24 protein-coding genes and 3 pseudogenes are annotated in these 23627 nt (G+C 74.9%); 19 read left to right on the top strand and 8 right to left on the bottom strand.

All coding sequences use genetic code 11. The features are described 5' to 3' along the window. The first annotated feature begins 8 nt into the window (after window positions 1-8). The 7 genes from ABZ457_RS20515 to ABZ457_RS20485 are packed head-to-tail and all read left to right on the top strand — an operon-like array spanning window position 9 to window position 3641. Entirely contained in the window at window positions 9-542 is a 534-nt protein-coding gene (locus tag ABZ457_RS20515; RefSeq protein ID WP_359159144.1) for a gas vesicle structural protein GvpA, read from the top strand. Between the two features lie 13 nt (window positions 543-555). Further along, window positions 556-1269 carry a GvpL/GvpF family gas vesicle protein gene (locus tag ABZ457_RS20510; protein WP_359159142.1) on the top strand — a complete coding sequence of 238 codons (714 nt, stop codon included), beginning with the start codon at window positions 556-558 and terminating at the stop codon, window positions 1267-1269. A 60-nt stretch (window positions 1270-1329) separates the two neighbouring features. Then, window positions 1330-1608, top strand: coding sequence for a gas vesicle protein GvpG (locus ABZ457_RS20505; protein ID WP_359159140.1), 279 nt, complete (start codon window positions 1330-1332; stop codon window positions 1606-1608). Between the two features lie 21 nt (window positions 1609-1629). After that, window positions 1630-2076 (top strand): gas vesicle protein GvpJ, encoded by a 447-nt coding sequence (gene gvpJ, locus ABZ457_RS20500; protein ID WP_359159138.1) that lies wholly within the window; start codon window positions 1630-1632, stop codon window positions 2074-2076. Further along, complete coding sequence (locus ABZ457_RS20495) at window positions 2066-2959, top strand: GvpL/GvpF family gas vesicle protein (protein WP_359159136.1); 894 nt, start codon at window positions 2066-2068, stop codon at window positions 2957-2959. The genes gvpJ and ABZ457_RS20495 overlap by 11 nt, the downstream gene beginning before the upstream one ends. After that, on the top strand, window positions 2956-3219 hold the full coding sequence (locus tag ABZ457_RS20490) for a gas vesicle protein (protein WP_359159134.1): 264 nt from the start codon (window positions 2956-2958) through the stop codon (window positions 3217-3219). The genes ABZ457_RS20495 and ABZ457_RS20490 overlap by 4 nt, the downstream gene beginning before the upstream one ends. Continuing rightward, window positions 3216-3641 (top strand): gas vesicle protein K, encoded by a 426-nt coding sequence (locus ABZ457_RS20485; RefSeq protein WP_018849539.1) that lies wholly within the window; start codon window positions 3216-3218, stop codon window positions 3639-3641. The genes ABZ457_RS20490 and ABZ457_RS20485 overlap by 4 nt, the downstream gene beginning before the upstream one ends. Here the strand turns inward: ABZ457_RS20485 and ABZ457_RS20480 are convergent. Continuing rightward, window positions 3592-5124, bottom strand: a complete 1533-nt coding sequence (locus tag ABZ457_RS20480; RefSeq protein ID WP_359159131.1) for an aminotransferase class I/II-fold pyridoxal phosphate-dependent enzyme — start codon at window positions 5122-5124, stop codon at window positions 3592-3594. The two genes, ABZ457_RS20485 and ABZ457_RS20480, sit on opposite strands and share 50 nt — an antisense overlap. 200 nt (window positions 5125-5324) lie before the next feature. Between ABZ457_RS20480 and ABZ457_RS20475 the strand changes: the two genes are divergently transcribed. Then, window positions 5325-6938 carry an FAD-dependent oxidoreductase gene (locus ABZ457_RS20475; RefSeq protein ID WP_359159129.1) on the top strand — a complete coding sequence of 538 codons (1614 nt, stop codon included), beginning with the start codon at window positions 5325-5327 and terminating at the stop codon, window positions 6936-6938. 26 nt (window positions 6939-6964) lie between these two features. On the opposite strand, the gene ABZ457_RS20470 is transcribed toward ABZ457_RS20475, so the two are convergent. Continuing rightward, the gene (locus ABZ457_RS20470; protein WP_359159127.1) at window positions 6965-7972 is read right to left on the bottom strand and encodes an AraC family transcriptional regulator; all 1008 of its coding nucleotides are present in this window, start codon (window positions 7970-7972) and stop codon (window positions 6965-6967) included. 220 nt (window positions 7973-8192) lie between these two features. Next, a complete protein-coding gene (locus tag ABZ457_RS20465; RefSeq protein WP_359159124.1) occupies window positions 8193-9002 on the bottom strand; it encodes an RNA polymerase sigma factor SigF in 810 nt (269 codons plus the stop codon). Between the two features lie 399 nt (window positions 9003-9401). Between ABZ457_RS20465 and ABZ457_RS20460 the strand changes: the two genes are divergently transcribed. From ABZ457_RS20460 to ABZ457_RS20450, 3 genes are all read left to right on the top strand, one after another. After that, complete coding sequence (locus tag ABZ457_RS20460) at window positions 9402-10697, top strand: hypothetical protein (protein WP_359159122.1); 1296 nt, start codon at window positions 9402-9404, stop codon at window positions 10695-10697. Window positions 10698-10870: 173 nt separating this feature from the next. Then, entirely contained in the window at window positions 10871-11308 is a 438-nt protein-coding gene (locus ABZ457_RS20455) for a hypothetical protein (protein WP_359159120.1), read from the top strand. Continuing rightward, the gene (locus ABZ457_RS20450) at window positions 11298-11954 is read left to right on the top strand and encodes a hypothetical protein (protein WP_359159118.1); all 657 of its coding nucleotides are present in this window, start codon (window positions 11298-11300) and stop codon (window positions 11952-11954) included. The genes ABZ457_RS20455 and ABZ457_RS20450 overlap by 11 nt, the downstream gene beginning before the upstream one ends. A 41-nt stretch (window positions 11955-11995) precedes the next feature. On the opposite strand, the gene ABZ457_RS20445 is transcribed toward ABZ457_RS20450, so the two are convergent. Then, window positions 11996-13996: a heavy metal translocating P-type ATPase gene (locus tag ABZ457_RS20445; RefSeq protein ID WP_359159116.1), complete on the bottom strand. Its 2001-nt coding sequence runs from the start codon at window positions 13994-13996 to the stop codon at window positions 11996-11998. A 116-nt stretch (window positions 13997-14112) separates the two neighbouring features. Here ABZ457_RS20445 and ABZ457_RS20440 point away from each other — a divergent pair, with 116 nt between their 5' ends. Then, on the top strand, window positions 14113-14499 hold the full coding sequence (locus ABZ457_RS20440) for a metalloregulator ArsR/SmtB family transcription factor (RefSeq protein ID WP_359159114.1): 387 nt from the start codon (window positions 14113-14115) through the stop codon (window positions 14497-14499). Window positions 14500-14556: 57 nt separating this feature from the next. On the opposite strand, the gene ABZ457_RS20435 is transcribed toward ABZ457_RS20440, so the two are convergent. Both ABZ457_RS20435 and ABZ457_RS20430 read right to left on the bottom strand, forming a co-directional pair. Next, the gene (locus ABZ457_RS20435) at window positions 14557-15558 is read right to left on the bottom strand and encodes a glutathione S-transferase C-terminal domain-containing protein (RefSeq protein ID WP_359159112.1); all 1002 of its coding nucleotides are present in this window, start codon (window positions 15556-15558) and stop codon (window positions 14557-14559) included. Between the two features lie 58 nt (window positions 15559-15616). Beyond that, window positions 15617-16441 carry a siderophore-interacting protein gene (locus ABZ457_RS20430; protein WP_359159110.1) on the bottom strand — a complete coding sequence of 275 codons (825 nt, stop codon included), beginning with the start codon at window positions 16439-16441 and terminating at the stop codon, window positions 15617-15619. Between ABZ457_RS20430 and ABZ457_RS20425 the strand changes: the two genes are divergently transcribed. From ABZ457_RS20425 to ABZ457_RS20410, 4 genes are all read left to right on the top strand, one after another. Further along, window positions 16427-16945 (top strand): peptide ligase PGM1-related protein, encoded by a 519-nt coding sequence (locus ABZ457_RS20425; RefSeq protein ID WP_359159108.1) that lies wholly within the window; start codon window positions 16427-16429, stop codon window positions 16943-16945. The two genes, ABZ457_RS20430 and ABZ457_RS20425, sit on opposite strands and share 15 nt — an antisense overlap. Before the next feature lie 93 nt (window positions 16946-17038). After that, entirely contained in the window at window positions 17039-18259 is a 1221-nt protein-coding gene (locus tag ABZ457_RS20420; RefSeq protein WP_359159106.1) for an MFS transporter, read from the top strand. Between the two features lie 29 nt (window positions 18260-18288). Beyond that, a complete protein-coding gene (locus tag ABZ457_RS20415) occupies window positions 18289-18852 on the top strand; it encodes a dihydrofolate reductase family protein (protein WP_359159104.1) in 564 nt (187 codons plus the stop codon). A 202-nt stretch (window positions 18853-19054) separates the two neighbouring features. Next, window positions 19055-19525, top strand: coding sequence for a DUF2867 domain-containing protein (locus tag ABZ457_RS20410; protein ID WP_359159102.1), 471 nt, complete (start codon window positions 19055-19057; stop codon window positions 19523-19525). A gap of 17 nt (window positions 19526-19542) precedes the next feature. Here the strand turns inward: ABZ457_RS20410 and ABZ457_RS20405 are convergent, their stop codons facing one another. Then, window positions 19543-20058 (bottom strand): hypothetical protein, encoded by a 516-nt coding sequence (locus tag ABZ457_RS20405; protein ID WP_359159100.1) that lies wholly within the window; start codon window positions 20056-20058, stop codon window positions 19543-19545. 700 nt (window positions 20059-20758) lie between these two features. On the opposite strand from ABZ457_RS20405, the gene ABZ457_RS20400 reads away from it, so the two are divergent. Then, a complete protein-coding gene (locus tag ABZ457_RS20400) occupies window positions 20759-21733 on the top strand; it encodes a hypothetical protein (protein WP_359159098.1) in 975 nt (324 codons plus the stop codon). A 201-nt stretch (window positions 21734-21934) separates the two neighbouring features. Here the strand turns inward: ABZ457_RS20400 and ABZ457_RS20395 are convergent. Then, window positions 21935-22462, bottom strand: a pseudogene (locus tag ABZ457_RS20395) (hypothetical protein); the annotation flags it as partial. A gap of 412 nt (window positions 22463-22874) precedes the next feature. Here ABZ457_RS20395 and ABZ457_RS20390 point away from each other — a divergent pair. Together ABZ457_RS20390 and ABZ457_RS20385 are read left to right on the top strand one after the other, a co-directional pair. Then, window positions 22875-23302 (top strand): annotated as a pseudogene (locus tag ABZ457_RS20390) (hypothetical protein); the annotation flags it as partial. Further along, window positions 23295-23390: pseudogene (locus ABZ457_RS20385) on the top strand (ABC transporter); the annotation flags it as partial. The pseudogenes ABZ457_RS20390 and ABZ457_RS20385, both read left to right, overlap by 8 nt. Window positions 23391-23627 lie beyond the last annotated feature (237 nt).

The following is a 23627-nucleotide window of genomic DNA, read 5'->3' as shown; positions in this document are numbered from 1 at the left end:
AGGCACCCATGACCGTGGTGCCGCAGAGCAGCAGCGCACCCCAGGGGCGCGGCAGCAGCCTGTACGACGTACTCGAACTCATCCTGGACCGCGGGCTCGTGATCGACGTGTTCGTCCGGGTCTCCCTGGTGGGCATCGAGATCCTCAAGATCGACGCCCGTATCGTCGTGGCCAGCGTCGACACCTACCTCCGCTTCGCCGAGGCGTGCAACCGCCTCGATCTGGAGTCCGGGAGCAAGGCTCCCGCCCAGCTCACCGACATCGTCGGCGACACCGTGGAGAGCGGCGCCAAGGGCAAGTCCAAGGGTGCGCTCTCCGGCGCCGTGGAAGCGGTCACCGACGCCCTCCCCGGCGGGTCCCGTTCCTCGTCCGACGACGATGAGGATGACGGCGAGGACAAGGTCGAGGACGAGGGAGCCGAGGAGGACGCGCAGGACCGGGCGGACGAGGAGGAGCCGGAGCCCGAGCCCGCCGAACGCCCGCGCCGCGCGGCCCGGAAGCCCGCCCGCCGGGGACGCACCACGTCCCGGCAGAGGGAGTGAGAGGGAGCAGCAGATGACCGTGTACGTGTACTCCGTCGTCGACGGACAGCACCCGGCGCAGATCGACGGGCTCACCGGTGTCGGGGACCCGCCCGGGGCCCTGCGGTTGATCCGCGGCAGCGGGCTCGCCGCCGTGGTCAGCGACGCGCCGGACGGTCTGCGCCCCAAACGGCGCGACCTCCAGGCCCATCAGGGGGTGCAGAACGGGCTGATGGCCGACGGGCCGGTGCTGCCCCTCCGTTTCGGGCTCGTCGCCCCCGACGACGAGGCCGTCCGCGAGGCGCTCGCCGAGCGGACCGCGCAGTACACCGAGCGGCTGTCCTTCGTGACCGGCTGTGCCGAGTACAACCTGAAGGTGCGGCAGGAGGAGGAGCCGATGCTCCGTCAGGTGCTGGAGTCGTCCTCCGAGGCGCGTGAGTTGAACCGGGAGATCCGCGCGGGCAGCGCCGGACCCGACGCCCCGCTGCGCCTCGGGGAGATGGTCGCGGTGGAGGTGCGGGCACGGCAGGAGGCGCTGGCCTCCGGGGTCGTGGAGGCGCTGCGCCCGTACTCGCGGGAGCTGCACATGGCGAAGACCTCGGGCGACGACTTCCTCAATGTGTCCCTGCTGGTGCCGGACGACCAGGAGGAGATGTTCCTGACCACGGAGTTGAGCGTGGCCAACCAGATGGGCGAGGACTTCGAGTTCCGGCTCAACGGCCCGCTGCCGCCCTACAGCTTCGTCTGAGATCCGAGAAGAGCCCCGTCCGCAGTCCGAGGACCCGACCCAACGGAGGAGGACCCCGCCATGGGACTGCTCACCCAGCTCGTCACCCTGCCGCTCGCCCCGGTCCGCGGGGTGGTGTGGGTGGCCGAACAGGTCCAGGAGGCCGCCGAGTCCGAGTACTACGACCCGGCGCCCGTGCACGCCGCCCTCGCCGAGCTGGAACGGAGGCTGCTCGCCGGGGAGATCGACGAGGAGACCTTCGACCGCGAGGAGGACGAACTCCTCGACCGGCTGGAGGCCGTGCAGGCGCGTCGGACGGGGCCCGAGGGGCCGCCGCCGGACGCCGGACAGGGCTCCTGAGCCCGGAAGGCTGATGCCGCCGTGACCGAACCGACTCCCGCAGCACCGGGCCCCGCCTCCGGGGGCCTCGGCCCCTATCCCGGCCGGGCAGCGCCCCCGTACGCGCAGGGCTCCTCCGCCAATCTCGCCGACATCCTGGAGCGGGTGCTCGACAAGGGCATCGTGATCGCCGGGGACATCCGGATCGACCTGCTGGACATCGAACTGCTCACCATCAAACTGCGGCTGCTGGTCGCCTCGGTCGACAAAGCCAAGGAGATGGGCATCGACTGGTGGGAGCACGACCCCTCGCTCTCCTCCCGGGCCCGTCCGCCCCGCGACCTGCCCCGCGACGAGCGCGCCCGGCGCTCCCTCGCGGAGGAGAACGAACGGCTGCGCGCCGAGATCGACGCGCTGCGCGGCGGCGACGAGTCCCCGCGGGCGGTCACGGAGCGGCGGAGCCGGCGGGAGCGCCGCGATGACGGCTGAGCGGACCGGGGCGACCGAGCGGGCCGGGCCGGAAAAACCGGCCGAGCGGCGGGTCGCCTACGCCTACGCCGTGGCGCGGTCGGCGGACGGCCTGGCCGAGGCGGTGTCACCGCTCGCCGGGGTGGCCGGGGCGCCCGTCTCGCTGGTCGGCGACGACTCCGCGCCCGGCCTGGTGCTCGCCGTGAGCGCCGTGCCGGCCGGGGACTTCGACGAGGAGGCGCTGAAACGGCAGCTGGAGGACCTGGACCGGCTGACGGCCATCGCCCGCGCCCACCACGCTGTCGTCGACGCGCTCGCGGCCCGGACCACCGTGCTGCCCCTGCGGCTGGCCACCGTGTACCTGGACGCGGCGGGGGCGCGCCGGGTCCTGCGCGAGCACGGCCCGGAACTCGCGGCGGCCCTGGACCGGCTGACGGGCCACGCCGAATGGGGCGTGAAGGTCTACGCCGTGGCGCCCGGCCCCGATGCGGCCCCGGACCCGGCGGCGGAGACGCCCGGCGCGCCCGGCCGCTCCTATCTGCGGCAGCGGCGCGCCCAGGAGGGCGCCCGCACGGCCGTGCGGCGGGACGCGGCGACCGCCGCGTCCCGGGTGCAGGCGGAGGCGGCCCGGTACGCCGCGGCCCGGGCCCGGCACCGGCCGCAGAGCGGGTCGCTGGCCGGGACCACCGACGAGAACGTGGTCAACGACGCGTATCTGGTGCCCGAGGCATACGGCGGGGCCTTCCGGGAGGCGGTCGGCCGGGCGGCAGGGGGCCTGGGCGGCGTCCGGGTGGAGGTCACCGGCCCGTGGGCGCCGTACTCGTTCACGGGCGGGGTGCCCGTGGGGGACGACGAGAGCCGGGGCGACGGCTCCGGCGGGGGCGCGGGCGCGGGGCGACCGTGACCGACGAGCTGCCCGCCACCGCATCCCCCGCTCCCGCCACCACGGCCGCGGACCCGCTGCCCGACCGGCAGGTGGCGCTGATCGACCTCCTGGACCGGCTGCTCACGGGCGGGGCCGTCATCACCGGGGACGTGGTGCTCTCCGTCGCCGACATCGACCTCGTCCGGGTGTCCCTGCGCGCCCTGGTCGTGTCCATCACCCCGTCGACCCCGTCGCCGTGGGCCCCGGCCGACCCCGACGACTACGGCGGGGCCCCGTGACCCCGGCCCCGCGCCCCGGCGCCCGGACACCGGCGGGCGACCCGGCCGCCCGGCGCGAGGAGGTCGCCCGGGCCACGGCACGCGCCCTGCGGCTGCTCCCGGCCACACCCCGTGACCTCACCGCGCCGCCCGGCGACCGCGCGCCGGCCCGCCGGATCACCGCGGACCCCGACACCGTCGAGCGGGACCTGATGCGCCTGGTCCTCACCCTCGTCGAGCTCCTCCGCCAGCTGATGGAACGCCAGGCCCTGCACCGCGTCGACCAGGGCGACCTCACGGAGGAGCAGGAGGAACGCCTCGGGCTGTCGCTGATGCTGCTGCACGACCGGATGCGCGGCCTGTGCGAGGAGCACGGCCTCACCCTGGAGGACCTCAACCTCGATCTGGGCCCTCTCGGCCCTCTGCTGCCGCCTCCCGAGTGACCCGCACGGTCCGCAGCCGCGGGTCCCGGGCGTCCGGCAGGTGCATGCCCGCCGCGACCCCCGAGCGCAGATAATCCAGAACGGGCCCGGTCAGGCGCTCGCCCGGCAGGACCACGGGGATGCCCGGCGGGTAGGGGGTGATCATCTCCGCCGCGACGCGGCCCGCCGCCCGCTCCACCGGAACGTCCTCGTGCGGGGCGAAGTAGGCGTCCCGGGGCAGGCGGGCCTGCTCCAGGCGCAGCCGGGCTGGTTCCGGCACCGCCACCCGGGGCGCGGGCCGGAGGCCGTCGGCGCGCCGCACCAGGCCCTCCAGCGCGGCGAGCAGACGGCGGGCGGTGGCCTCGTCGTCGGCGTGGGTGAACTGGGCGCTGATCCGCCGGTGGTCGGCGAGGTGCGGGTCGACGTGGTGACAGCGGCGGAGCAGGTCGGCGGCGTCGTAGCCGCTCACGCCCAGGTCGTCGAGGTCGATGACGACCGGCAGCGGGTCGAAGTCCGCGGCGAGGCCGGGCCCGCAGTAGTCGGCCGCGCCGTCCACGTGGAGGCCGTCCAGTGCCTCGACGGCTTTGCGGACCCGGCCCACCAGGGCGAGGGCGCCGGACATCAGCTCCTCCCCGTGCAGCGCCATCTGGCGGCGCCAGCCGTCCATCCCGGCGTACAGCGGGACGGACGGGCTGGTGGTCCCCAGCAGGTCGGCGCGGGAGGCGAGGTCGGCCGGGTCGACCAGGTCACCCCGGAGGTGGAAGACCGATCCCTGTTCCAGGCCGCTGCCCATCTTGTGGATGCTGGTCACACAGATGTCCGCGCCCGCGTCCATGGCCCAGGAGGGCAGGTCGGGGTGGAAGGGCAGATGGGCGCCCCACGCCTCGTCGACGACGAGCGGCACCCCGCGCCGGTGGCACACCTCGGCGATCGCCGAGAGCCCGGCGGCCGCTCCGTAAGGGGTGGGGCTGGTGACGAGGGCGCCCCGGGCGTCCGGATGACGGGCGAAGGCGTCCTCGTACGCGGCGGCGCTGGGCGGGTGCGCGATGGCGCGGCCGGTGTCCCAGGCGGGTTCGACCCAGACAGGCTCCAGGCCGCAGAGGATCAGTCCCGAGACGACCGACTTGTGGGCGTCCCGGCCGACCAGGAGCTTCTGGTGCGGCGCGGCCACCGCCAGCATCGCGGCCTTCACCGAGAGCGAGCTGCCGCAGGTGGAGAAGAAGGTGTGCTCGGCGTGCACGGCCTCGGCCATCAGCCGTTCGGCGCGTTCCAGCACCCGGCCCCGGGTGCGGCGGTCGTCCAGCCCGCCGCTCGCGAGGACGTCCCCGAGGAACACGGCGTCGCCGAGGACGCGGCGGACCTCGGGGTCGGCGCCCCTGGCCTGTTTGTGGCCGGGTGGGGAGAAGCCGATCTCGCCGTTCGCGTGGTAGGCGGCCAGGGCGCCGAGAACCGGCGCCTCGTGCTGACCGCCCCGGGAGCCGTCGGACTGCGCACGCGGGGTCATGGACGCCGGGTACCCGTTCCCGCCGCCCGCCAACATGCCGGTTACCGGCGGCATCCCGTGCGGGCGTCCTGCGCGCGGGGTGGGCGCCCGGCGGCCGGAGCGGGCGCGGGACCGGGTACCCGGGTTCACCCCGGGCCCGGCGGGGTACCCGGGGCGTCCGGCCGCGGTGGCCGGGACGGCCCCACTCAGCGGGAGGACCCATGACCCCGACCGGCTCCCCGGCCGACTCCCTCTGGAACGAGTACGACCCCGGCCCCGGGCACCCGCCGCTGCGGAGTCCCCTCTCGGCGGACCTCGTTGTCGTCGGCGGCGGTATGGCGGGCATCTGCACCGCCTTCGAAGCCTGCCGCGCGGGCCGTGAGGTCGTGCTCGTCGAGGCGGACCGGCCGGCGCGCGGGGTGACGGGCCGGACGACGGCCAAGGTCTCCGCCCTCCAGGGCACGGCCTACCGGCGCATCGGCCGCGTCCACGGCGAGGAGACCGCCCGGCGGTACGCGGCCTCGCAGGCCGGGGCCGTGGAGCGGGTGGCGCGGCTCGCCGGGGAGCTGGACATCGACTGCGACCTGGAACGGGCCCCCGCCTACACCTATGTCACCGACCCCGCGCACGCGGAGGGCATCCGCCGGGAGGCGGACGCGGCGGCCGCCGCCGGGCTGCCCGTGGACCTGCTGACGGAGCCGGGGGACATACCGCTGCCGTTTCCCGTCGCGGCGGCCGTGCGCCTGGACGCCCAAGTGCAGTTCCACCCGCGGAAGTTCCTGCTGGGCCTGGTGCGCGAACTGCTCCGGCGCGGCGGCACCGTACTGGAGGGCACCCGCGTCACCGGCCTCACCGAGGGACGGTCCTGCCGGCTGGAGACGAGCACGGGCCACGCGATCGAGGCGGCGGACGTGGTCGTCGCCACCCACTACCCGGTCTTCGACCGGGCCCTGCTCTTCCCCCGCCTCGACCAGCTCCGGGAGGTCGTGGTCGCCGCGCCCCTGCCGCCGGACGCCCGCCTCGGGGACGGGATGTTCCTCACCGAGGAGGAGGGGACCCGCTCCCTGCGGACCGTCCCGCACGGGACGCTCGGCCGGGTGGTCGTGGCCACCGGCGAGAAGTTCCGCGCCGGCGACCCCGGTGACCCGGGAGCGGGACCGCGTCTGGACCGGCTCACCGCCTGGGCGCGCGAGCACCTGGGCGACCTCGTGGTCAGCCACCGGTGGGCGACCCAGGACGTGTTCTCCTCGGACCACCTGCCGCACATCGGACGGCTGCACCCCGGGGCGCGGCACACCTGGGTGGCGACCGGGTTCGGCGGCTGGGGGCTGAGCGGGGGCGTCGCCGCGGGGACGCTGCTCGCCGACCGCCTCACCGGACGGCCCTCCCCGTACACCGAGGTGTTCGACCCGTTCCGGCTGCGCCCGCTCGCCGAGGGACCGGCGGTGCTGCGGTCGGGCCTGCGGACCGCCCGCAACCTGACCGGGGCCGGCCGCGAGCCGCGCACGGCGGAGGACCTGGCACCGGGCCAGGGCGCCGTGCTCCACGACGGCAGCGGGCCGGTGGCGGCACGTCGCGACACCACGGGCCGACTGCACCGCCTGTCGGCGCGCTGCACCCATCTGGGCTGCCTCGTCGCCTTCGACGAGGCCGAACAGGCGTGGTCCTGCCCGTGCCACGGGTCCCGGTTCGCCGCGGACGGCGCGGTGCTGGAGGGCCCGGCGGTCCGACCGCTGCCGTCCCGTGACGAGGGCCCGGCGCCCGGCGAGCCCCCGGACGGGCGTACCGGGGTGGCCGGCGCCACCGGCCCGTCCGTCCCGGACCGCGCGCGCTGAGCCGCTGAGCCCCTGCGGGCCTCGCGTCAGCGTGTGCCGCGTTCACCGGCCGCCCGGCCCGGCCCGCCCTCGGGGCCGCTCCCCGCGTCCGGGCGGGCGCGGAGGGTCACCGACGGCGGCACCCCGTACACGCCCCGGTAGGCCGCGGCGAAGCGGCCCTGGTGGGCGAAGCCCCACTTCAGTGCGATCGCGGTGACGCCCGGGCCACCCGGGGCGGCCGCCTTGAGGTCGGCGTGGGCGTGGGCGAGGCGGACCCGGCGGACGTACCCCAGGGGTGTGGTGCCGGCGTGGCGCTGGAAGGCGTACTGGACGGCGCGCGGGGTGACGGACGCGGCGGCGGCGATGTCCGCGAGGCCGATGTCGCGGTGTGCGTGGTCCTCGATGAACGCCATGGCGCGGCGCAGGGTCTCCGTGGAGGCGTCGCGGCTGTCCACCCGGTGGTCGTCGGCGGCCGTCGCGGTGTTGGGCAGGGCGCTCAGGGTGACGGCCGCGAGATGGCGCGCGGCGGTCGCGACGACCAGCCCGCCCGCGTCCGGGTCGCTCAGCACATGGTCGCGCAGGAAGGCGACGGTGGTGCCCAGCCGCCGGTTGGCCGCCGCGTCGACCGCCCGGCTGCCGGTGATCCGCACCGGCTCCTGCTGACGCGCGCCGGTGGCCGCGACCTCGGTCAGCAGGGCGGGGTCGAACATGGCGATCGTGTACCGGGCGGCCCGGAGTTCGCCGGTGTAGGGCCGGTCGGGCTGGGCGATCAGAAAGGTCTCCCCGGGCCCGTAGACCTCGTGGCGCCCGCCGGTGGTGTCCACCTTGGCCCCCCGGTGGACGGTGATCAGGCAGACGCGCTCCAGGGCGCCCGCGTCGTAGCTCATGGTGTAGTCGAAGTCGAGCCGGTCGACGCTCAGCCCCTCCGCGGCGCTGCGCGAGATGTGCGCCCCCGTCTCCTTGGGGCGTCCGCCGATCCTCATCGGCGCGTAGGCCCGGGAGAGGAACTCCTCGGTCGCCTCCAGGCTGCTGCTCTCGAAAAACAGAGTGTCCATCGCCCTGCCTCCGGTCCTGGTCCACGCCAGGGCCTCTGCCCCGCCGTCGCGACCCTATGCCCGAGGGGCGGGGCGACGGGTGCCCGTGGAGCGGAGCCCGCCCGGCGAAAAGGGGCAGAACGGGAGGAGCGGGACCGTGAGTCATCTCTCCCACGGAGGCATCGCGACGGCCCGGCCCGGCCGCGCGGGACGGCGGCGGCCGGTCCGCGCCCGCCGGAGGTCAGTCCGTGCCGAGCAGGCCCTCGCGCAGCCCCGTCAGCGTCCGCGCGAGCAGCCGGGAGATGTGCATCTGCGAGACGCCGAGCCGCTCACCGATCTGCGCCTGGGTGAGTTCCTCGACGAACCGCAGATGGAGGATGCGGCGGTCCCGCTCCTCCAGCCCGGCGATCAGGGGCGCCAGGGTGTGCAGGTCCTCCACCCGTTCCAGGGCCGCGTCGTCGGCGCCGATGTAGTCCGCGAGGACCGCCTCCCCGTCGCTGCTGCCGCCGATCGTGGCGTCCAGGGAGGCCGAGTTGTAGCCGTTGGAGGCGACCCGCGCCTCGACGACCTCGTCCTCCGGCAGGCACATCAGGGCCGCCAGTTCCGGGACGGTCGGCTGCCGGCCCAGCCGGCCGCGCAGCTCCTCCGTCGCGCGGGCGAGCTGGATCCGGGCCTCCTGGAGCCGCCGGGGGACGTGCACGGCCCAGGACGTGTCACGGAAGAAGCGCTTGATCTCGCCGACGATGTACGGGATCGCGAAGGAGGTGAACTCGACCTCGCGGGAGCCGTCGAAGCGGTCGATGGCCTTGATCAGGCCGACCATGCCGACCTGGACCATGTCCTCCATCTCCTCCGGTCCGCGGCTGCGGAACCGGCCGGCGGCGAAGCGGACGAGCGACATGTTCATCTCGACCAGGGTGTTGCGCACGTACTGGTGGTCGGCCGTGCCCTCCTCCAGTGCCTCCAGGCGCGCGAAGAACGCCTTGGACAACTGCCGGGCGTCCCTGGGCGCGACCTCGGAGGGGACGGCGACCTCCGGCAGCTCCGCCATGGCAGGGCCTGCCTCCATGGATGTGCCTGCCGCCCGGGTGGTCGGGTGCGCCATGAGCTTTCCTTTCGCCGTCCGGAGACCGAAAGCCGGCCGCCCGTGCGGCCGACAAGGGCGCACCTGCCCGTGCGGGTGCCCCGCATGTGCGCCGGGCGGCGTCCGGCCCCAAAGCGAACCCCCGGCGCGCCGGGGTGTTTCGTGCGGCGGCCTTCGCGGTGCCGTGCCGTCCGGTGTGCCCGGTGAGGACGGCCTTCGCCGTGCCGTCCGGTGGGCAGCCGGTGCCCCGGGAGTACACCGGGGTCTGCCCTCGGGTCCCTTCCCCGCCGCCACCGGTGCGCGCGACACTCCGCGCGAGGCCCCCTTCACCGCCTCCGCCGATGGAACGCCAGCCGAAGGACGAGCATGCGCAAGCAGGAACAGGCCGACCCCGCCACGGACCTGGCCGCCCGGGCCCGCCCCCGCCGACCGCCCGTCGGCCCCGCCTCCCCGGTGTCCGCCTCCGCCGCACCGGCCGGGCAGCTGCCCCCGGCCTCCGTGGGGGCGCTCCAGCGCAGCGTCGGCAACGCGGCGGTGACCCGGCTGCTGTCCGGCGCCCGCCGCGCCCCGGCCGGCGGCGAGGCCCCCGTCGTCCAGCGCTATGTGGAGATCGACCCCGGCGCGGAGAACTACCCGAGCAAGCACCGGCGCGCGTCCGTCGTCTCGACCAGGAGCGCCGAGAGCGACGACCAGTTCTTCCCCAGCCAGCAGGAGGCGAACGACAGTTGGTTCGCGGACGCGGAGTCGCGCACGCCGAACCTCGTCTACAACGGCAGCGTCCGGCTGCGCCTCTCGGACGCCCTCGATCTGGCGGTCGAGCAGGGAACGGGCGAGTCCAAGGTCTTCTTCGCCACCGAACGGCACATCCAGGCGGCGAACCGGGCGCTGGGCGGACGGGTCCGCCTCCAGCAGGGCTCGCGCTTTCTGCGCGTCCGGGGCGAGTCGGGGGAACGGCGGCTGTACCAGGTCAAGCCGGTGGTGGCGACCGGGAAGCAGAGCGGCGTGGCCGGGATGCTGGGCAGGACGAAGAAGGCGACCGGCCTGTCCGTCCTCACTCCCCAGCGCTGCAACGAGATGGCCGAGTTCGTCACCGGCAAGATGGGGCTCTCGGCCCGGGGCATCAGCGCCTGGGAGAACTTCCTGGCCCGGGTGCTCGACCTCCTCGACGGCGGCGGCAGCCACCAGGACGGCCTGAAGGAGGCCCTCCGGCTGGGGCAGCAGGGCGACACGCAGGCGTATCTCGCCTACTCGCGGGACATGAGCCGCACCTTCCAGGATCTGAAGGACGCCAACTCCCCCGAACTGGAGGCGGCACTGCGGCAGTTGGGGCTCAATGAGTTCATGCCACCCCCGCCTCCCGGCTCGGCCCTGGTGACGGTCGGCTACGGCGACGCGGAGCAGGAGGGGGCCCGCGACCGGGACAGCACCTTCGAGTACCACTTCGGTGCGACCATCGCCACCAGCGGCAACGACTACGTCACCATGGAGAACTACGCCCGCCGGGACGCCGGCGTCGGCAACGCCACCGCTTCCGGCGGCGACCCGCTGTTCTTCTTCCGGATGTACGGCACCCGGCCGGAGTCGGGCGAGACCTGGCACGGCGCCCAGGAGGGCACCGGAGGCTTCATCGGCGCGATCCTCTCCCTCACGCTGGAGGGCTGAGCACGCGGCCCGCGCCCCGCCGCACGGGCCCGGGAGAACCGTCTGGCCCGCCCCGCGCGTCCTGCTCTACGGTTTCTCCGGTGCCGGCGGCGCCTTTCAGCCACGCACGCACGACGGCACGCACCACGCACGCACGACGGGACACGCGACGGGACGGACGACGGGGAGGGAACGTGGAACCACCCAGGACAGCGCTGGCCGAACGCATCGCCCGGCAGCGGGCCGGGACCGGTGACCCGCGCGCGCTGGTCGGCGAGATGCGGCGCTCGGTCCTCCTGGTCCCCACGGCGGACGGCGGCCTGTGGAGCGCCCGCTCGGGAGGTGTGCGGTGGATCTGCGGGTTCACCGACGAGACCGCCCTCGCCCGGTTCGCCCTCCACCACGGCCCCGGCGACCGGCCGATGGACTACGCGGCGCTGCTGGGCGCGCGGATCGTCGACGAGATCGTGCCGTCGCTGAACGAGCCCGCCGGGCTGGCGGTCGACATCGCCACCGAGGACGGGTCGATGTTCTTCCCGCCGGTCGCGGGCATCGTCCCGGACGCCGTCGCCCTGGACGTGGACCACGTCACCGGCCCGGACCGGGACGGGGGCGGCGGCCGTGGGCGGTGACGGGGCGGACCTCAACTTCGACAAGGCGTCCGTCGCCCGGTTCACCAAGGGCGTGGGCGCGACCATCGACCAGCTCGGCGACCTCGGCGGGGCCACCGGCTCGAAGATGGGCAAGGGGTTCTCGGCCCTGTCGATGACCGGGATGGAGGCCGGGCACCACGGCCTCTCCGTCGACTTCGAGGACTTCTGCGAGCGCTGGGAATGGGGCGTGCGCGCCCTGGTGAACGACGCCAGCGCGATCGCCAACCGCCTCGGCCTGGCGGCGGGCACCCAGTGGGAGCACGACCAGTACGTGCAGGGCGCGCTGAAGGTGGGGGTCAACTCCGTGGCGGGCGGCAACCCGCACGCCTCCGAGGAGGACATCGCCAAGCAGGACTGGGGCGACATCTTCACCCCCGACTACCTCGACCCGGACTGGAGCGCCGAGTCCTTCGAGCGGGCGGGCCAGGAGATGGAACAGACCTGGAAGGACACCGGCCGCACGGTCCTCACCGAGGGCCGGGGCGGTGCGCAGTCGGAGCTGCTCAACGACGCGCTCGGCATCACCGACGACCAGTGGAACCGCGCCCTGGACGACACCTTCGGCCCCTCCCCGGAGGAACGCGCCCAGCAGGCACAGCAGCAGGGCGACGCCGGGGGCGGCTGACCACCGGGGCGGCCGGTCCGCCGCCCGGTCACGCCGGGGCCCTAGTCCGGGGCCCCGCCCGGGGACCTGTCCGGGGACCCGGTCCAGGCGGACTCGCGGAGGAGGCGCAGGCCGTTGAGGCCGACGGCGACGGTGGAGCCCTCGTGGCCGGCGACGCCGAGCGGCAGCGGGAGGGTGCCGAGGAGGTCCCAGGCCACCAGCGCGGCGATGAAGATCCCGGCGATGACCAGGTTCTGCACGACGAGGCGGCGGGCCTTGCGGGAGAGGGCCACGACCGCGGGGACGGTGGCGAGTTCGTCGCGGACGACCACGGCGTCGGCCGTCTCCAGGGCGAGGTCGGAGCCGGCCCGGCCCATCGCGATGCCGGTGTGCGCGGCGGCCAGGGCCGGGGCGTCGTTGACGCCGTCGCCGACCACCAGCACCCGGCGGCCCGCCGCCTCCCACGCGCGGACCGCCGCCACCTTGTCCTGCGGGAGCAGCCCCGCGCGGACCTCGTCGATACCGGCCTCCGCGGCCAGGCGGCGGGCCGCGCGCTCGTTGTCGCCGGTCAGCAGGACCGGTGCCCGGCCGGTGAGTCCGGTGAGCGCCGCCACGGTGGCGCGGGCACCGGGGCGGAGCCGGTCGGCGATGCCCAGCACCCCGACCGGGACGCCGTCGCGCAGCACCAGGACCGCCGTGCGCCCCTCGTCCTCCAGGGCCCGCACCGCGCCGCCGGGGTCCGGGGCGCCGGTGGGGGCGAGGCGGGCCGGGGCGCCGACCCGTACGGTCCGGCCGCCGACCGTGGCGGTGACCCCGGCGCCGGGTGCGGAGGTGAAGCCCGTCGCCTCCGCGAGGACGAGGCCGCGTTCGCGGGCGGCCAGGACGACCGCGCGGGCCAGGGGGTGTTCGCTGGGGTGCTCGGCGGCGGCCGCCAGGGCGAGCAGCCCGTCCTCGTCCAGGCCCGAGGCGGGCTCGGGGCGGACGTCGGTGACGCGCGGGGTCCCCTCGGTCAGGGTGCCGGTCTTGTCCAGCGCCACGGTGTCGACCCGGCCCAACCGCTCCATCACCACGGCCGACTTGACGAGCATGCCGTGCCGGCCCGCGTTGGCGATGGCGGAGAGCAGCGGCGGCATCGTGGAGAGCACCACCGCGCACGGCGAGGCGACGATCATGAAGGTCATCGCGCGGAGCAGGGCCGGCTGGAGCGCGGAGCCGAGGGCGAGCGGGATCACGAAGACGGCCAGGGTCGCGAGGACCATGCCGATCGAGTACCGCTGCTCGATCTTCTCGATGAACAGCTGGGTGGGGGCCTTGGTCCGGGAGGCTTCCTCGACCAGCTTGACGATCCGGGCGATGACCGAGTCCCCGGGGTCGCGTCCGACGCGTACCCGCAGTGCGCCGGTTCCGTTCAGGGTGCCGGCGAAGACCTCGTCCCCCGCCCGTTTGGCCGCCGGGAGCGGCTCGCCGGTGATGGTGGCCTGGTCGACGTCGCTCTCCCCGTCCAGGACCCGCCCGTCGGCGCCGACGCGTTCACCGGGCCGGACCAGGATCGTGTCGCCCACCGCGAGGGAGCCGGCCGGGACGGTCTCCTCCCCGCCGCCGGGCAGGAGGCGGGTCGCGGTGGTCGGCGCGAGGTCGAGCAGGCCGCGTACCGAGTCGGCGGTCCGCGCGGTCGCGACGGCCTCCAGGGCGCCGGAGGTGGCGAAGATGACGATCAGCAGCGCGCCGTCGAGGAACTGGCCGATGGCCGCGGCGCCGAGCGCGGCGACGACCATCAGCAGATCCACGTCCAGGGTCCTGTTCCCGAGGGCCTTCAACCCCTCCCGGCCCGGTTCCCAGCCGCCGGTGAGGTACACGGCGGCGTACAGCGGGCCCCACAGCCAGGCCGGGGCGCCGAGGAGGTCCAGCGGGAGGGCGGCCAGGAAGAGGAGCAGCGCGGCGAGCGCCCAGCGGGCCTCCGGCAGAGCCAGGACCCGGGTGCGTCGCGGCCGCGGTGCCGGGCGCGGGTCCGGGGCGGCGGAGGCGGGCCGCCGGGCCGGTGCGGAGGACGGGGCAGTGGACATGGCGGAGCGACCCTTCGGAGGCGGGCGGGGAACGCGAGGGAGCGCGCGGAGGGAACGCGCACACCATACAGGAATACATGAACAGGTCTTCAGGTGTCATCCGTATGATGGCGCTCATGGGCCATGGAACCGACGCCAGGAGCAGTGCCACGCCCCGCGAGCGGCTCGACGCGGTGGGCACGGCGGATGTGGCCGCCACCCTCCAGGCCCTCGCCACACCCTCGCGGCTGCACATCCTCGCCCGCCTCCAGGAGGGCCCCTGCTCGGTGAGCGACCTCGCGGACGCGGTCGGCATGGAGGCGTCCGCCTGCTCCCACCAGCTACGGCTGCTGCGCAACCTGGGGCTGGTCGTGGGCGAGCGGCACGGGCGCTCGATCGTGTACGCCCTCTACGACGACCATGTCGCCCAGCTCCTCGAACAGGCCCTCTACCACGTGGAGCATCTGCGTCTGGGCGTGCGGGACACGCCTGCCGGGCTGTCCGGGCGGGCCGCCACCGACTGACCGCGACGACGCGGCCGACCGCCTCCGGCGATCAACTCCCCCGCATGGGGCGAGAGTTCATGCCGCCGCCGTACCGCCCAGGGGCGGGACCCGCTCGGCGGCGGGCGGCGGTCCGGGCGGGGTGCCGTCGCCGAAGGGCCGTCCGCCGAGGGCCTCACGGCCGTGCGGGGTGAGCCAGTCGGCCGTGTCGGGGCCGGCGGGGACGATGCCCGTGGGGTTGATGGTGCGGTGGACGCCGTAGTAGTGCGCCTTGATCTGCTCGAAGTCGATGGTGTCGCCGAACCCGGGCGTCTGGAACAGGTCGCGCGCGTACGCCCAGAGCGCGGGCAGCTCGGTCAGCTTCTGCCGGTTGCACTTGAAGTGGCCGTGGTAGACCGCGTCGAAGCGGACCAGGGTGGGGAAGAGCCGCACATCGGCCTCGGTGATGGTGTCCCCGACCAGGTAGCGCTGTCGCCCGAGCCGTTCCTCCAGCAGGTCCAGCCGCTCCCAGAGCCGCCGGTACGCCTTGTCGTACGCCTCCTGCGACCCGGCGAACCCGCATTTGTAGACACCGTTGTTGACGTCCCGGAACACCTGCTCGGCGACCTCGTCGATCTCCGCGCGCCACTTCTCCGGGTAGAGGTCGGGCGCCCCCGCGCGGTGGTGGGCCGCCCACTCGCTCTCCAGGTCGAGGGTGATCCGCGCGAAGTCGTTGGTCACCACCTGCCCGCTGGGGATGTCGACGAGCGCGGGCACGGTGATGCCGCGCGGATAGCCGGGGTCGCGCGCGAAGAACGCCTCCTGGAGGCGGGTGATGCCGAGGACCGGGTCCTTGCCGCCGGGGTCGAGGTGGAAGGACCAGCTGCGCTCGTCGTGCAGCGGCCCGGCGATCCCCATCGACAGCACGTCCTCCAGCCCCAGCAGCCGCCGGACGATCACGGCCCGGTTCGCCCAGGGGCAGGCCCGCGCGATCACCAGCCGGTAGCGGCCCGGCTCCACCGGCCAGCCGTCCCGGCCGTCCGCGGTGATCCGGGTCGTGAGGTAGTTCTGGTCGCGTGTGAACTCCCCGTCTCCTGCCATTCCGCCATGCTACTGCGACGGGCCCGGGCGGTCCCGGGGTGCGTCGCGGGGACCGTCCTCAGGCCGCGTGGCTCGTCGGCTCGTGCTTCCAGAAGCCGGAGAAGGTGATGCGGTTCTTCGGCAGACCCAGCCGGTGCAGGTGCCTGCGCCCCTCGGTCGCGAGGGCCGACTCGCCGACCACGAACGCGTAGCCCGCCGGGTCGACGGCGGTGTGGCGCAGGAGTTCGGCGAGCGCGGCGGTACCGGGGACGGACCGACTGTCGCGGCGGACGACCCAGGTGACCGCCACCCCGTCCGGCGCCTCGGTCTCCCGGCGGTCACCCGCGGTGGGCACCTCCTGGATGACGCGTCCGACGGTGTCGCGCGGCAGGGAGCGCAGGATGCCCGCGGTGGCCGGCAGGCCGGTCTCGTCGGCCACGATCAGGACCTCGGTGGCGTCCTCCGGGCGGTCGAAGAGGATGCCCTGGTCCAGCACGGCGAGCGCGGCGCCCGGGCGGGCGGAGCACGCCCAGATCGCGGCCCGCCCCTCCAACTCGCCCGTCGGGCCGCAGTGCAGGACGAAGTCGATGTCCATCTCCGCCGCCCGGCCCCGGAAGCCGGCCACGGTGTAGTTGGCGCAGTGGGGCCGCTCGTGCTCGGGGATGGCCAGATAGGGCCCCCACCACCGGGTGCCGGTGAACACCGGCAGCCGCAGACCGCCGCGCTGGTGGGGAAGTTGCAGGAACAGCCGGAACCAGTGGTCGTAGCCCAGCCACGGGAACTCGCCGAGCTCCGGGCCGGTGACCGTGACGCGCTGGATGGACGGGGACACCCGCACGGAACGCACGACCTCGGCCCGGAACATCCTGGGGTGCTCCGGTGTGAGCCGGTGGATCTTCGCCATGAGGCAAGGCCCGCGTCGATCCCCCGGCAGGTGTGGCGGGAGTTCGCCGGGGAGTCACTGCGGATGGCGCGGCTGATGCAGCGACTGGGCTACACCGGACCGGCCAGCATCGACGCGGTGATCTCGCCCGCGGGTGAGCTCTGGTTCAACGAGGTCAACGCCCGTCTCGGCGCCAGCACCCATCTGCACGGCATCGCCGAGACCCTGGTCGGCCCCGGCTGGTCCGAGAGCCACACCCTGCTGAGCCGCTTCAACGTCGCTGCCCCGCCCCTGCGGGTCCTGCTGCCGGAACTGGAGGCGGTCGGCCTCGCGTGGGACCCGGAACGGCGTCGCGGGGTCGTGATCGCCTCGGACGACACGGACGTCAGCGGCACCGTCGAGTACGTCGTGCTGGCACCCGCCCGGGAGCAGGCGCACGCCCTGGAGGCCGGGCTGGAGCGCGTTCTGGCCGGCGCCCGGCAGGGGGGCGCCCGGGGCGCCCGGCACGGGGCGGGCCACGCCTGACGGCCGGGCCCGTCCGAAGAGACAGACCTCCCCGGGAGAGAGCCCTCCCGAAGGGAACCCTCCCGGGGAGTCCGACACGAAGGAGATCCACGGTTGGCTTACCGCGGTCTGGCCGGCACACGGATGGCCGTCTGGTCGTGCGTGGTCGCCACGAGCAGACTTCCCGTGGCCATGGCGCCGCTCGCGTTCGTGTTCCTGGACCGGGAGGTGACGGGTGGATACACCCGCGGCGCCATGATGGCGGCCGCGTACACGGCGGCGGAGGCGGTGGGCGCCCCGCTCCTGGGAGCCAGGCTGCGGAGCCGGCCGTTCCGCCGGGAGATCGCCGTGGGGCTGGGCGTCTCCTCCGTGTTTCTCGCCGCCGTCGCCCTCGTCCCCGCCGCTCCGGCGCCGGTGGCCGTCGCCCTGGCCGCGGTGGCCGGTGCGGCGGGGGCGGCGGCCCCGGGGGCGCTGCGGTCCATGGTGGCGGACCTGGTTCCCGCGAAGGACCTGAACTCCGCGCTCAGTTGGGAGTCGTCGCTGAACATGGCGGTGTGGGCGGCCGCCCCGGCGCTGGTCGCCACGGTCGCCTCCGGCTGGTCCGCGACCGTGCCGTTCCTCGTCGCCGCGGTCGCGGCGCTGGCCGGGGCGGCCGGGGTGTGCCTCCTGCCGGAGAAGACCGGCCGGCCCGAGCCGGCCGGCCGGCGACGGGGCACGGCCGGACCGCTGGCATCGGCCTGGCGCATCTATCTCACCAGTGCCGCCGCGATGTATCTGCTGGCCACGGTCGAACTCGCCCTCCCCGCCCTCCTCGAACAGCGGGACCGGCCCCTCGCGTACAGCGGCCCCCTGCTCACCGGCTTCGCCCTCGCGGGCATCCTCGGCGGCCTCCTGTACGGCCTGCGCACCTGGCCGGGCGGCCCCGAACGCCACAGCGTCCTCCTGCTGTACGCCACGGTCGCGGTGACGAGCGCGATGGCGGCCGCCCCCTCGGTGGGTACCCTCGGCGCGCTGCTGCTCCTGGCCGGTCTGTGCCAGGCCGTCGTGCTGGTCGCGCGGAACCTGTCCCTGCAACGGGCCCTCCCCACCTCCCTGCACCCCGTCGGCTACTCCCTCCAGTACGCGGGCAGCGGCATCGGCTACGGCATCAGCGCGTCGGCCACCGGGTTCCTCCTGGCGCACGTCCCGCCCTCGACCACCGTCCTGATCGCGGCCGGGGTCACCCTCGCGCTCACCACCGCCGCCCTCCCCGGCCGCACCCACCGCCGGCGCGACCGGACGACACGGCCCGGGACCGGCGCCCGGGTGGGCGAGCCGGGCGGGCGGCGGTCGTAGTCTCGGACCTCTTCCCGAGGAGGTTTCCGATGCGCAGCGTGACCTATTCGATGGGTGTCTCCCTGGACGGCTACATCGTCGGGCCGGACGGCGGCTTCGACTGGACGGAGCCCGACAAGGAGGTCTTCCGCTTCTGGACCGAGGACATCCGGCAGGTCGGCGTCCATCTGCTGGGGCGGCGTCTGTACGAGACGATGCTGTACTGGGAGACCGCCGACCAGGAGCCCTCCCCCGACGAGGACACACGCGAGTGGACCGCCCTCTGGAAGGCGCTCCCCAAGGTGGTGTTCTCGACCACGCTCCAGGCGGTGGAGGGCAACGCCCGCCTGGCCTCCGGCAGTCCGGCCGAGGAGATCGAGCGGCTGCGCGCCGAGCCGGGCGACGGCGAGATCGCGATCGGCGGCGCGAGGCTCGCCGCCGAGATCGCCGCGGCGGGCCTGATCGACGAGTACCGGGCCATGGTCCATCCGGTACTGGTCGGCGGCGGTGTGCCGTTCTTCCCCCGGGACGAGCGCCGGGTGGACCTCGAACTCGCGGAGACCCGGACCTTCGGCTCGGGCGTGGCCTATCTCCGCTACCGCGTGCGGCGCTGAACTCCCCCTTTCCCGGGGGGACCGTGTGCCGCGCCGGACGCCCTGGGCCCGCCGCGATCGTCAACGAACCGTGCTCAGGCACGGTCTCAGCACGCCCCCGCGCACGCAGGGGCTACGCTCACTCCTACGCTTCCGTACCGACGAACGGAGACCGCCCGTGCCTCCCTCCACCCCTGAACCGGCCGGTGACGTGCGGTCACGTGTGCGGAGCGTGGTCGGTGTGCGCCGGGTGCCCGAACTGCTGCGGGCCGGGAGCGCGTTGCCCGCCGTCCACTACGCCGATGTGTTCACCCTGACGACCGGCGCGGACCCCGCAACCACGCCAGAGGAGTGGGCCCGGGCCATGTTCGGGGACGTGCCCGGGCCGGGCGAGCGGTTCATCTGGCGCGGTCTGCTGGGGCTGCGGCTCGCCCCCGGCCGGTCCTCCGAGACGGTGGCCGGCTGGCGGGTCGCCCAGCGCGAGGCGGACCGTATCCGGTTGGAGGCCGGGTCCTGGTTCCTGGCCTGCGAACTCCTCGTCCACCGCGGCGAGGGGCGGGTGTCGCTGGGCACGTTCCTGCACTACCGGCGACGCCTGGGCCGTACCGTGTGGACACCGCTGTCCGCCGTCCACCGGCGGCTGGCGCCGGGCCTGTTGGGGGACGCGGAGGCGCGCGTCCTCGCGACCGCCTGAGAGCGCCCGGCCGGGGCTCATACCGGGCACCGCCCGCAGCCGCACGGACCGAACGCCCCGCCCGCACCGGGCACGCTCCCGCAGGGCGGGCCGGGCGCCCTGTCCCCTGATTCGACGGTGTCCAGGAGGCGGCGGGCCGCGACATGGACGCGCGCGTCCGGGAGGAGGCCGTCCGCCGACTCCAGCAGGCGCAGCACCCGCCGCCGGGCCCGTGCGCCGCGCCCGGCGGTGTGGTCGGCGAGGGCCAGGGCGTACCGGGCGACGCAGGTGGCCCACGCGTCGTTCCGGGTCTCCCGCCGGGCGGCGGCCCGGTGCGCGGAGCGGAGGGCGGCCCGGGGGTCGAACCGGGCCGCGGCCACCGCGGCGGCGGCGTGGCCGACGGCGGCCGGCGGGCCGCCCGGGGCGTCGGCCGGGATGGTGCCGGCGGCCTCCCGGAAGTGCCCGGCGGCCGCGGCGGGGTCCTGCCGGGCCAGCGCCACCAGGCCCTTGACGTGCGCGATGCGGCCGAGGGTCGCGTCGTCCCCGGCCAGCACCGCGGTCGGCCAGGCCCGGCGCAGCAGGTCGTCCGCGCCCTCGGGATCGCGCCCCCGCCGTGAGCCACGCGGCGAGCCACTGGGCGCGGGCGGTGACGGGGTCGTCGGGATCGCCCAGCGGCAGCAGCGGGAGGAGGTGGGCGAGCCCTTCGTCCGCCCGGCCGTTCGGCCCCCACCAGAACCACAGGTTCAGCGCCGTCTCCAGCGCGGTGTGCGCATGGCCGGGCTGCCGGGAAGCGTGCGCCAGGGCCGCCCGGATGTTCCCGGCCTCCTGGCGGACCAGCCGCAGGGCCTGGTCCTGGCTGCCGGTGTCCCACAGGTTCTCGGCGACGGCGGCGACCTGGTGGCAGTGGAAGGCGCGGCGTTCGGCGGCCGCGTCGAACTCCCTGGCCTGGCGCAGCCGTTCGGTCCCGAAGTCCCTGGCGGCCGGGGCCATCCGGTACCGGGGCTCGCGGCGGCCGTCGAGTTCGTGCACGGCTTCGAGGACGCCGGCGGCGGCCAGCCGGGCCAGACAGGCGGGGACGTCGCCCGGTGCGACGGCGCCGCCGGCGCAGACGAAGACCGCCGTCCACTCGTCGAAGGGCCCCGCGAGGATGCTGACGCGCCCCCACACGATCCGTTCCGTACGGTCCCGGAGCACATAGGCCGAGGCGACCGCGTCCCGCAGGGACCGGTGCCGGCGGACGGGCATCCGGGGGCTGTGCAGCCAGCACTGGTGGTCCGTGAGCCGGGCGGCGATCTCGTACACCTCGTGGTGGGCGGTCTGTTCGGCGGCCAGCTCGATCGCGAGGGGCAGGCCGTCGAGCCGGCGGCAGATGTCGGTGACCGCCCGGAGGTACCGCTCACCGGCACCGGGGTGCGCGGCGCGGGGGCCGCCGTCGGCCGCGCGGAGACCGGCCTCGGCGGGGCAGGGACCGGGCTCCGCGGCGCGCCGGCCGGGGAGGACGGCCGGGCGGCGGCATACGGCCCGCGCCCGGTCCAGGAAGAGCCGCACGGCGGGCGCGACCGCGCGGCCGGGCCCCGGCTCGGTGCCCAGCGGCGCCAGCGGCAGCACCCGCTCCTCGCCGAGGCCGAGGGGTCCCCGGGCCGTGACCAGCACCCGCAGGGCCGGGAGCGCCCCGAGCAACCGCTGCACCAGGCCCGCGCATTCGGTGTGGACCGGGTCCATGTCGTCGAGGAGCAGCAGGGCGCGGGTGCGGGACAGCTCCCGGACCAGCCGCCGGGTCGGTTCCCCGCGGTCCGGGCCGGGCACTGGGGCGGCGTCGCCCGCGGCCTCCGCGACGGCCTCCGCGACCGCCTCGGCCAGGGACGGCGGCCCGTCCCCCTCCCACCGGACCGGCAGCACGGGGCCCGCGCCCCCGCCCCGCGCCGTCACGGCGGCGGCGAGGCTGCTCTTGCCCACGCCCACCGGCCCGGTGACCGTCACCAGCCGGCTCGTCGCGAGCAGCCGTTCCAGTTCCCGCGACTCCCGTTCCCGGCCGACGAGTCCTGCGGTCACCCGCCCCCGGTCCTCGTACGCGGACGGCGTCACCGCACCGTCCAAGCGTGTCCTCACGTCCGCAACTCTCCACGCCGTCCGCTGGTCATTACCGGTCACGCCACCACCCGGACCCGTGCAGAATCGTCCCTGCAATGGCGTCACGGCAACCTGAACGCGCCACCTCCCCCGAAGTGACGCCACGCGCCCCGGATCACCCCTCCGCAGCCCACCCGAACGCCCGACCGATTCATGAGCCGAAGCTCGGAAGTGGTCACCGGCGAAGCCGTCCGAGCCGGCGGGCAGCGCCGCAGAAGGCAGCCCGGTCGTCACCGACGAGGCATGCGGCGTGCCACAAGTGCTCGTTCGGCAGCCCTTCTGCCACGGAGAAGCGGTGGTCGTCCATCCGGTGGCAGCCGCTACCTCCCGTGCGATGGCGACGACGAGCCGCCCGTCCGTCGCCACTCGCACGATGTCCTCAGGAGCCCGCCGATCCAGGAGCCGTGCCTTGCGGATACTTGCTCCCAGTTCCTGTTCCAGCTCTGAGCCGAGTTCCCGGCCCACCAGCCGCTCGCGGGCGGTGGCGTCGGAGGCGGTGAGCAGGACTCGTGTGATCCATACTCCACTCCCCATGGCACGCTCGAACATACCCGCCGCCTCCGGCAGCACGCTTACGGTGTTCGTGTAGACGAGGCGCCGGTATCCGCATCGGGTGAAGTTCGCCCACACGGCGGTCAGGTTGCTCTCGGTGATCTCTGCGCGGTGCGGGTCTCCCTCTGGTGCAGGGTGCGCCTGCCCCATGAAGTCACCATCGGTGATCGCGTGGGCGACCGCCGCGGAGCGCAGCAGCGCCGAGACCTCCCACCCCACCGTCGTCTTGCCGACACCGGCCCGTCCCCCGACAAGCAGTACTTCTGCGTGATCCATGCGGGCAGCCTGCCAGCGGACGGCCATCCCCAGCGATTCACTATCGACCCGACCGCCGCGGACCTCGGGCAGCCCGCCCCGTCAAGGACACGACTGCCGCAATTCCCCTGTGGCGGAGAACAGTTGGTGGATCGGTGCGGTCACCGGCGGCACGGCGGTGGTCGCGAGCCGGGTCACCGGCCGGGGCGCCACACGTCCCGCCCGCGGGACACCTCCTAGTCGCGCTCCGCGCAGACCCGGCGGCACCGGCCGAGGGCGCCGGACTGACCTGGAGGTGCCGGGCGAGTTCGGCGGCGGTCATGCTGCCGGCGTCGGTCAGGAGGAGGGCGACCATCACCCGCGCCATCGTCCTGGGCACGCCGGACCGCATCATGACCGTGACGAACAGTTCCTCGTACTCCCGGACGGCGTCTCCCATGCCGTCGAGATGATGACGGTCCAACTGGCCGCCGGCTCCCATGTGCAGGCGAAGGCGGAGGCCACCGAGGTCCGGGGCGTCGGCCGGCTCGGCGACGTCACCATCGGATGAAGTTCGACGAGCCCGCGAGCATCCGGCTCACCACGGTCGACGGTGACGTGGAGGTCGGCCGGCTGGGCGGCCCCGCCGAGATCAGCACCCCGAGAGGCGCCATCCTGATCACCGAGGCTGTGCGCGGCGAGGTCGTCCACCGCACCCAGGCCGGCGACATCACGGTCGGCGCCGCCGCCGGGGTCTCCGCCTCTCTGGACGCCGCGACGAGCCTCGGCCGCGTCAGCAACAGTCTCCGGAACGACGGCACCGCCGGACTCAGCATCCACGCGACCGCCGTCCCGGGCGACATCACCGCCCGCAGCCTCTGACCCGCAGGCGGGACGCGCCGCGATCGGCATCACGGGGCAGTTCTCCGCCGTCGACGGGCTGATCACCGGCGAGGAGAACATGCTCCTCGAGTGGGTACAGACAGCGGCGCCGTGGCATGAAGGTGTCGCCGCCCTCGCCGACCAGGCAGGCGACGTTGAAGCCGACGGCGTCCAGGCCCGCCCCGGCCGTCGGTCCCGGAACACTGGCCGACTGACCGCGCCGCACGGGCCCGGCTGAGAAAGTGTTGGGTAATTGATCAACTGCTGCTTGTAGTCGACGGTGGTGATCTTCGCGGTCTGAGAGTTCGCGAAGATCACCGTCATG

It is taken from the genome of Streptomyces sp. NPDC005805 (assembly GCF_040630445.1).
Taxonomy (GTDB): Bacteria; Actinomycetota; Actinomycetes; order Streptomycetales; family Streptomycetaceae; genus Streptomyces.
This window is presented reverse-complemented; position numbering and strand designations above follow the sequence as displayed.

What these genes read in the sequence shown, in the direction of transcription:
- ABZ457_RS20515 (WP_359159144.1), top strand. Translation starts at nt 9, where the DNA reads ATGACCGTGGTGCCGCAGAGCAGCAGCGCACCCCAGGGGCGCGGCAGC.
- ABZ457_RS20510 (WP_359159142.1), top strand. Translation starts at nt 556, where the DNA reads ATGACCGTGTACGTGTACTCCGTCGTCGACGGACAGCACCCGGCGCAG.
- ABZ457_RS20505 (WP_359159140.1), top strand. Translation starts at nt 1,330, where the DNA reads ATGGGACTGCTCACCCAGCTCGTCACCCTGCCGCTCGCCCCGGTCCGC.
- ABZ457_RS20495 (WP_359159136.1), top strand. Translation starts at nt 2,066, where the DNA reads ATGACGGCTGAGCGGACCGGGGCGACCGAGCGGGCCGGGCCGGAAAAA.
- ABZ457_RS20480 (WP_359159131.1), bottom strand. Translation starts at nt 5,124, where the DNA reads ATGACCCCGCGTGCGCAGTCCGACGGCTCCCGGGGCGGTCAGCACGAG.
- ABZ457_RS20475 (WP_359159129.1), top strand. Translation starts at nt 5,325, where the DNA reads ATGACCCCGACCGGCTCCCCGGCCGACTCCCTCTGGAACGAGTACGAC.
- ABZ457_RS20470 (WP_359159127.1), bottom strand. Translation starts at nt 7,972, where the DNA reads ATGGACACTCTGTTTTTCGAGAGCAGCAGCCTGGAGGCGACCGAGGAG.
- ABZ457_RS20465 (WP_359159124.1), bottom strand. Translation starts at nt 9,002, where the DNA reads ATGGCGGAGCTGCCGGAGGTCGCCGTCCCCTCCGAGGTCGCGCCCAGG.
- ABZ457_RS20460 (WP_359159122.1), top strand. Translation starts at nt 9,402, where the DNA reads ATGCGCAAGCAGGAACAGGCCGACCCCGCCACGGACCTGGCCGCCCGG.
- ABZ457_RS20445 (WP_359159116.1), bottom strand. Translation starts at nt 13,996, where the DNA reads ATGTCCACTGCCCCGTCCTCCGCACCGGCCCGGCGGCCCGCCTCCGCC.
- ABZ457_RS20440 (WP_359159114.1), top strand. Translation starts at nt 14,113, where the DNA reads ATGGGCCATGGAACCGACGCCAGGAGCAGTGCCACGCCCCGCGAGCGG.
- ABZ457_RS20435 (WP_359159112.1), bottom strand. Translation starts at nt 15,558, where the DNA reads ATGGCAGGAGACGGGGAGTTCACACGCGACCAGAACTACCTCACGACC.
- ABZ457_RS20430 (WP_359159110.1), bottom strand. Translation starts at nt 16,441, where the DNA reads ATGGCGAAGATCCACCGGCTCACACCGGAGCACCCCAGGATGTTCCGG.
- ABZ457_RS20415 (WP_359159104.1), top strand. Translation starts at nt 18,289, where the DNA reads ATGCGCAGCGTGACCTATTCGATGGGTGTCTCCCTGGACGGCTACATC.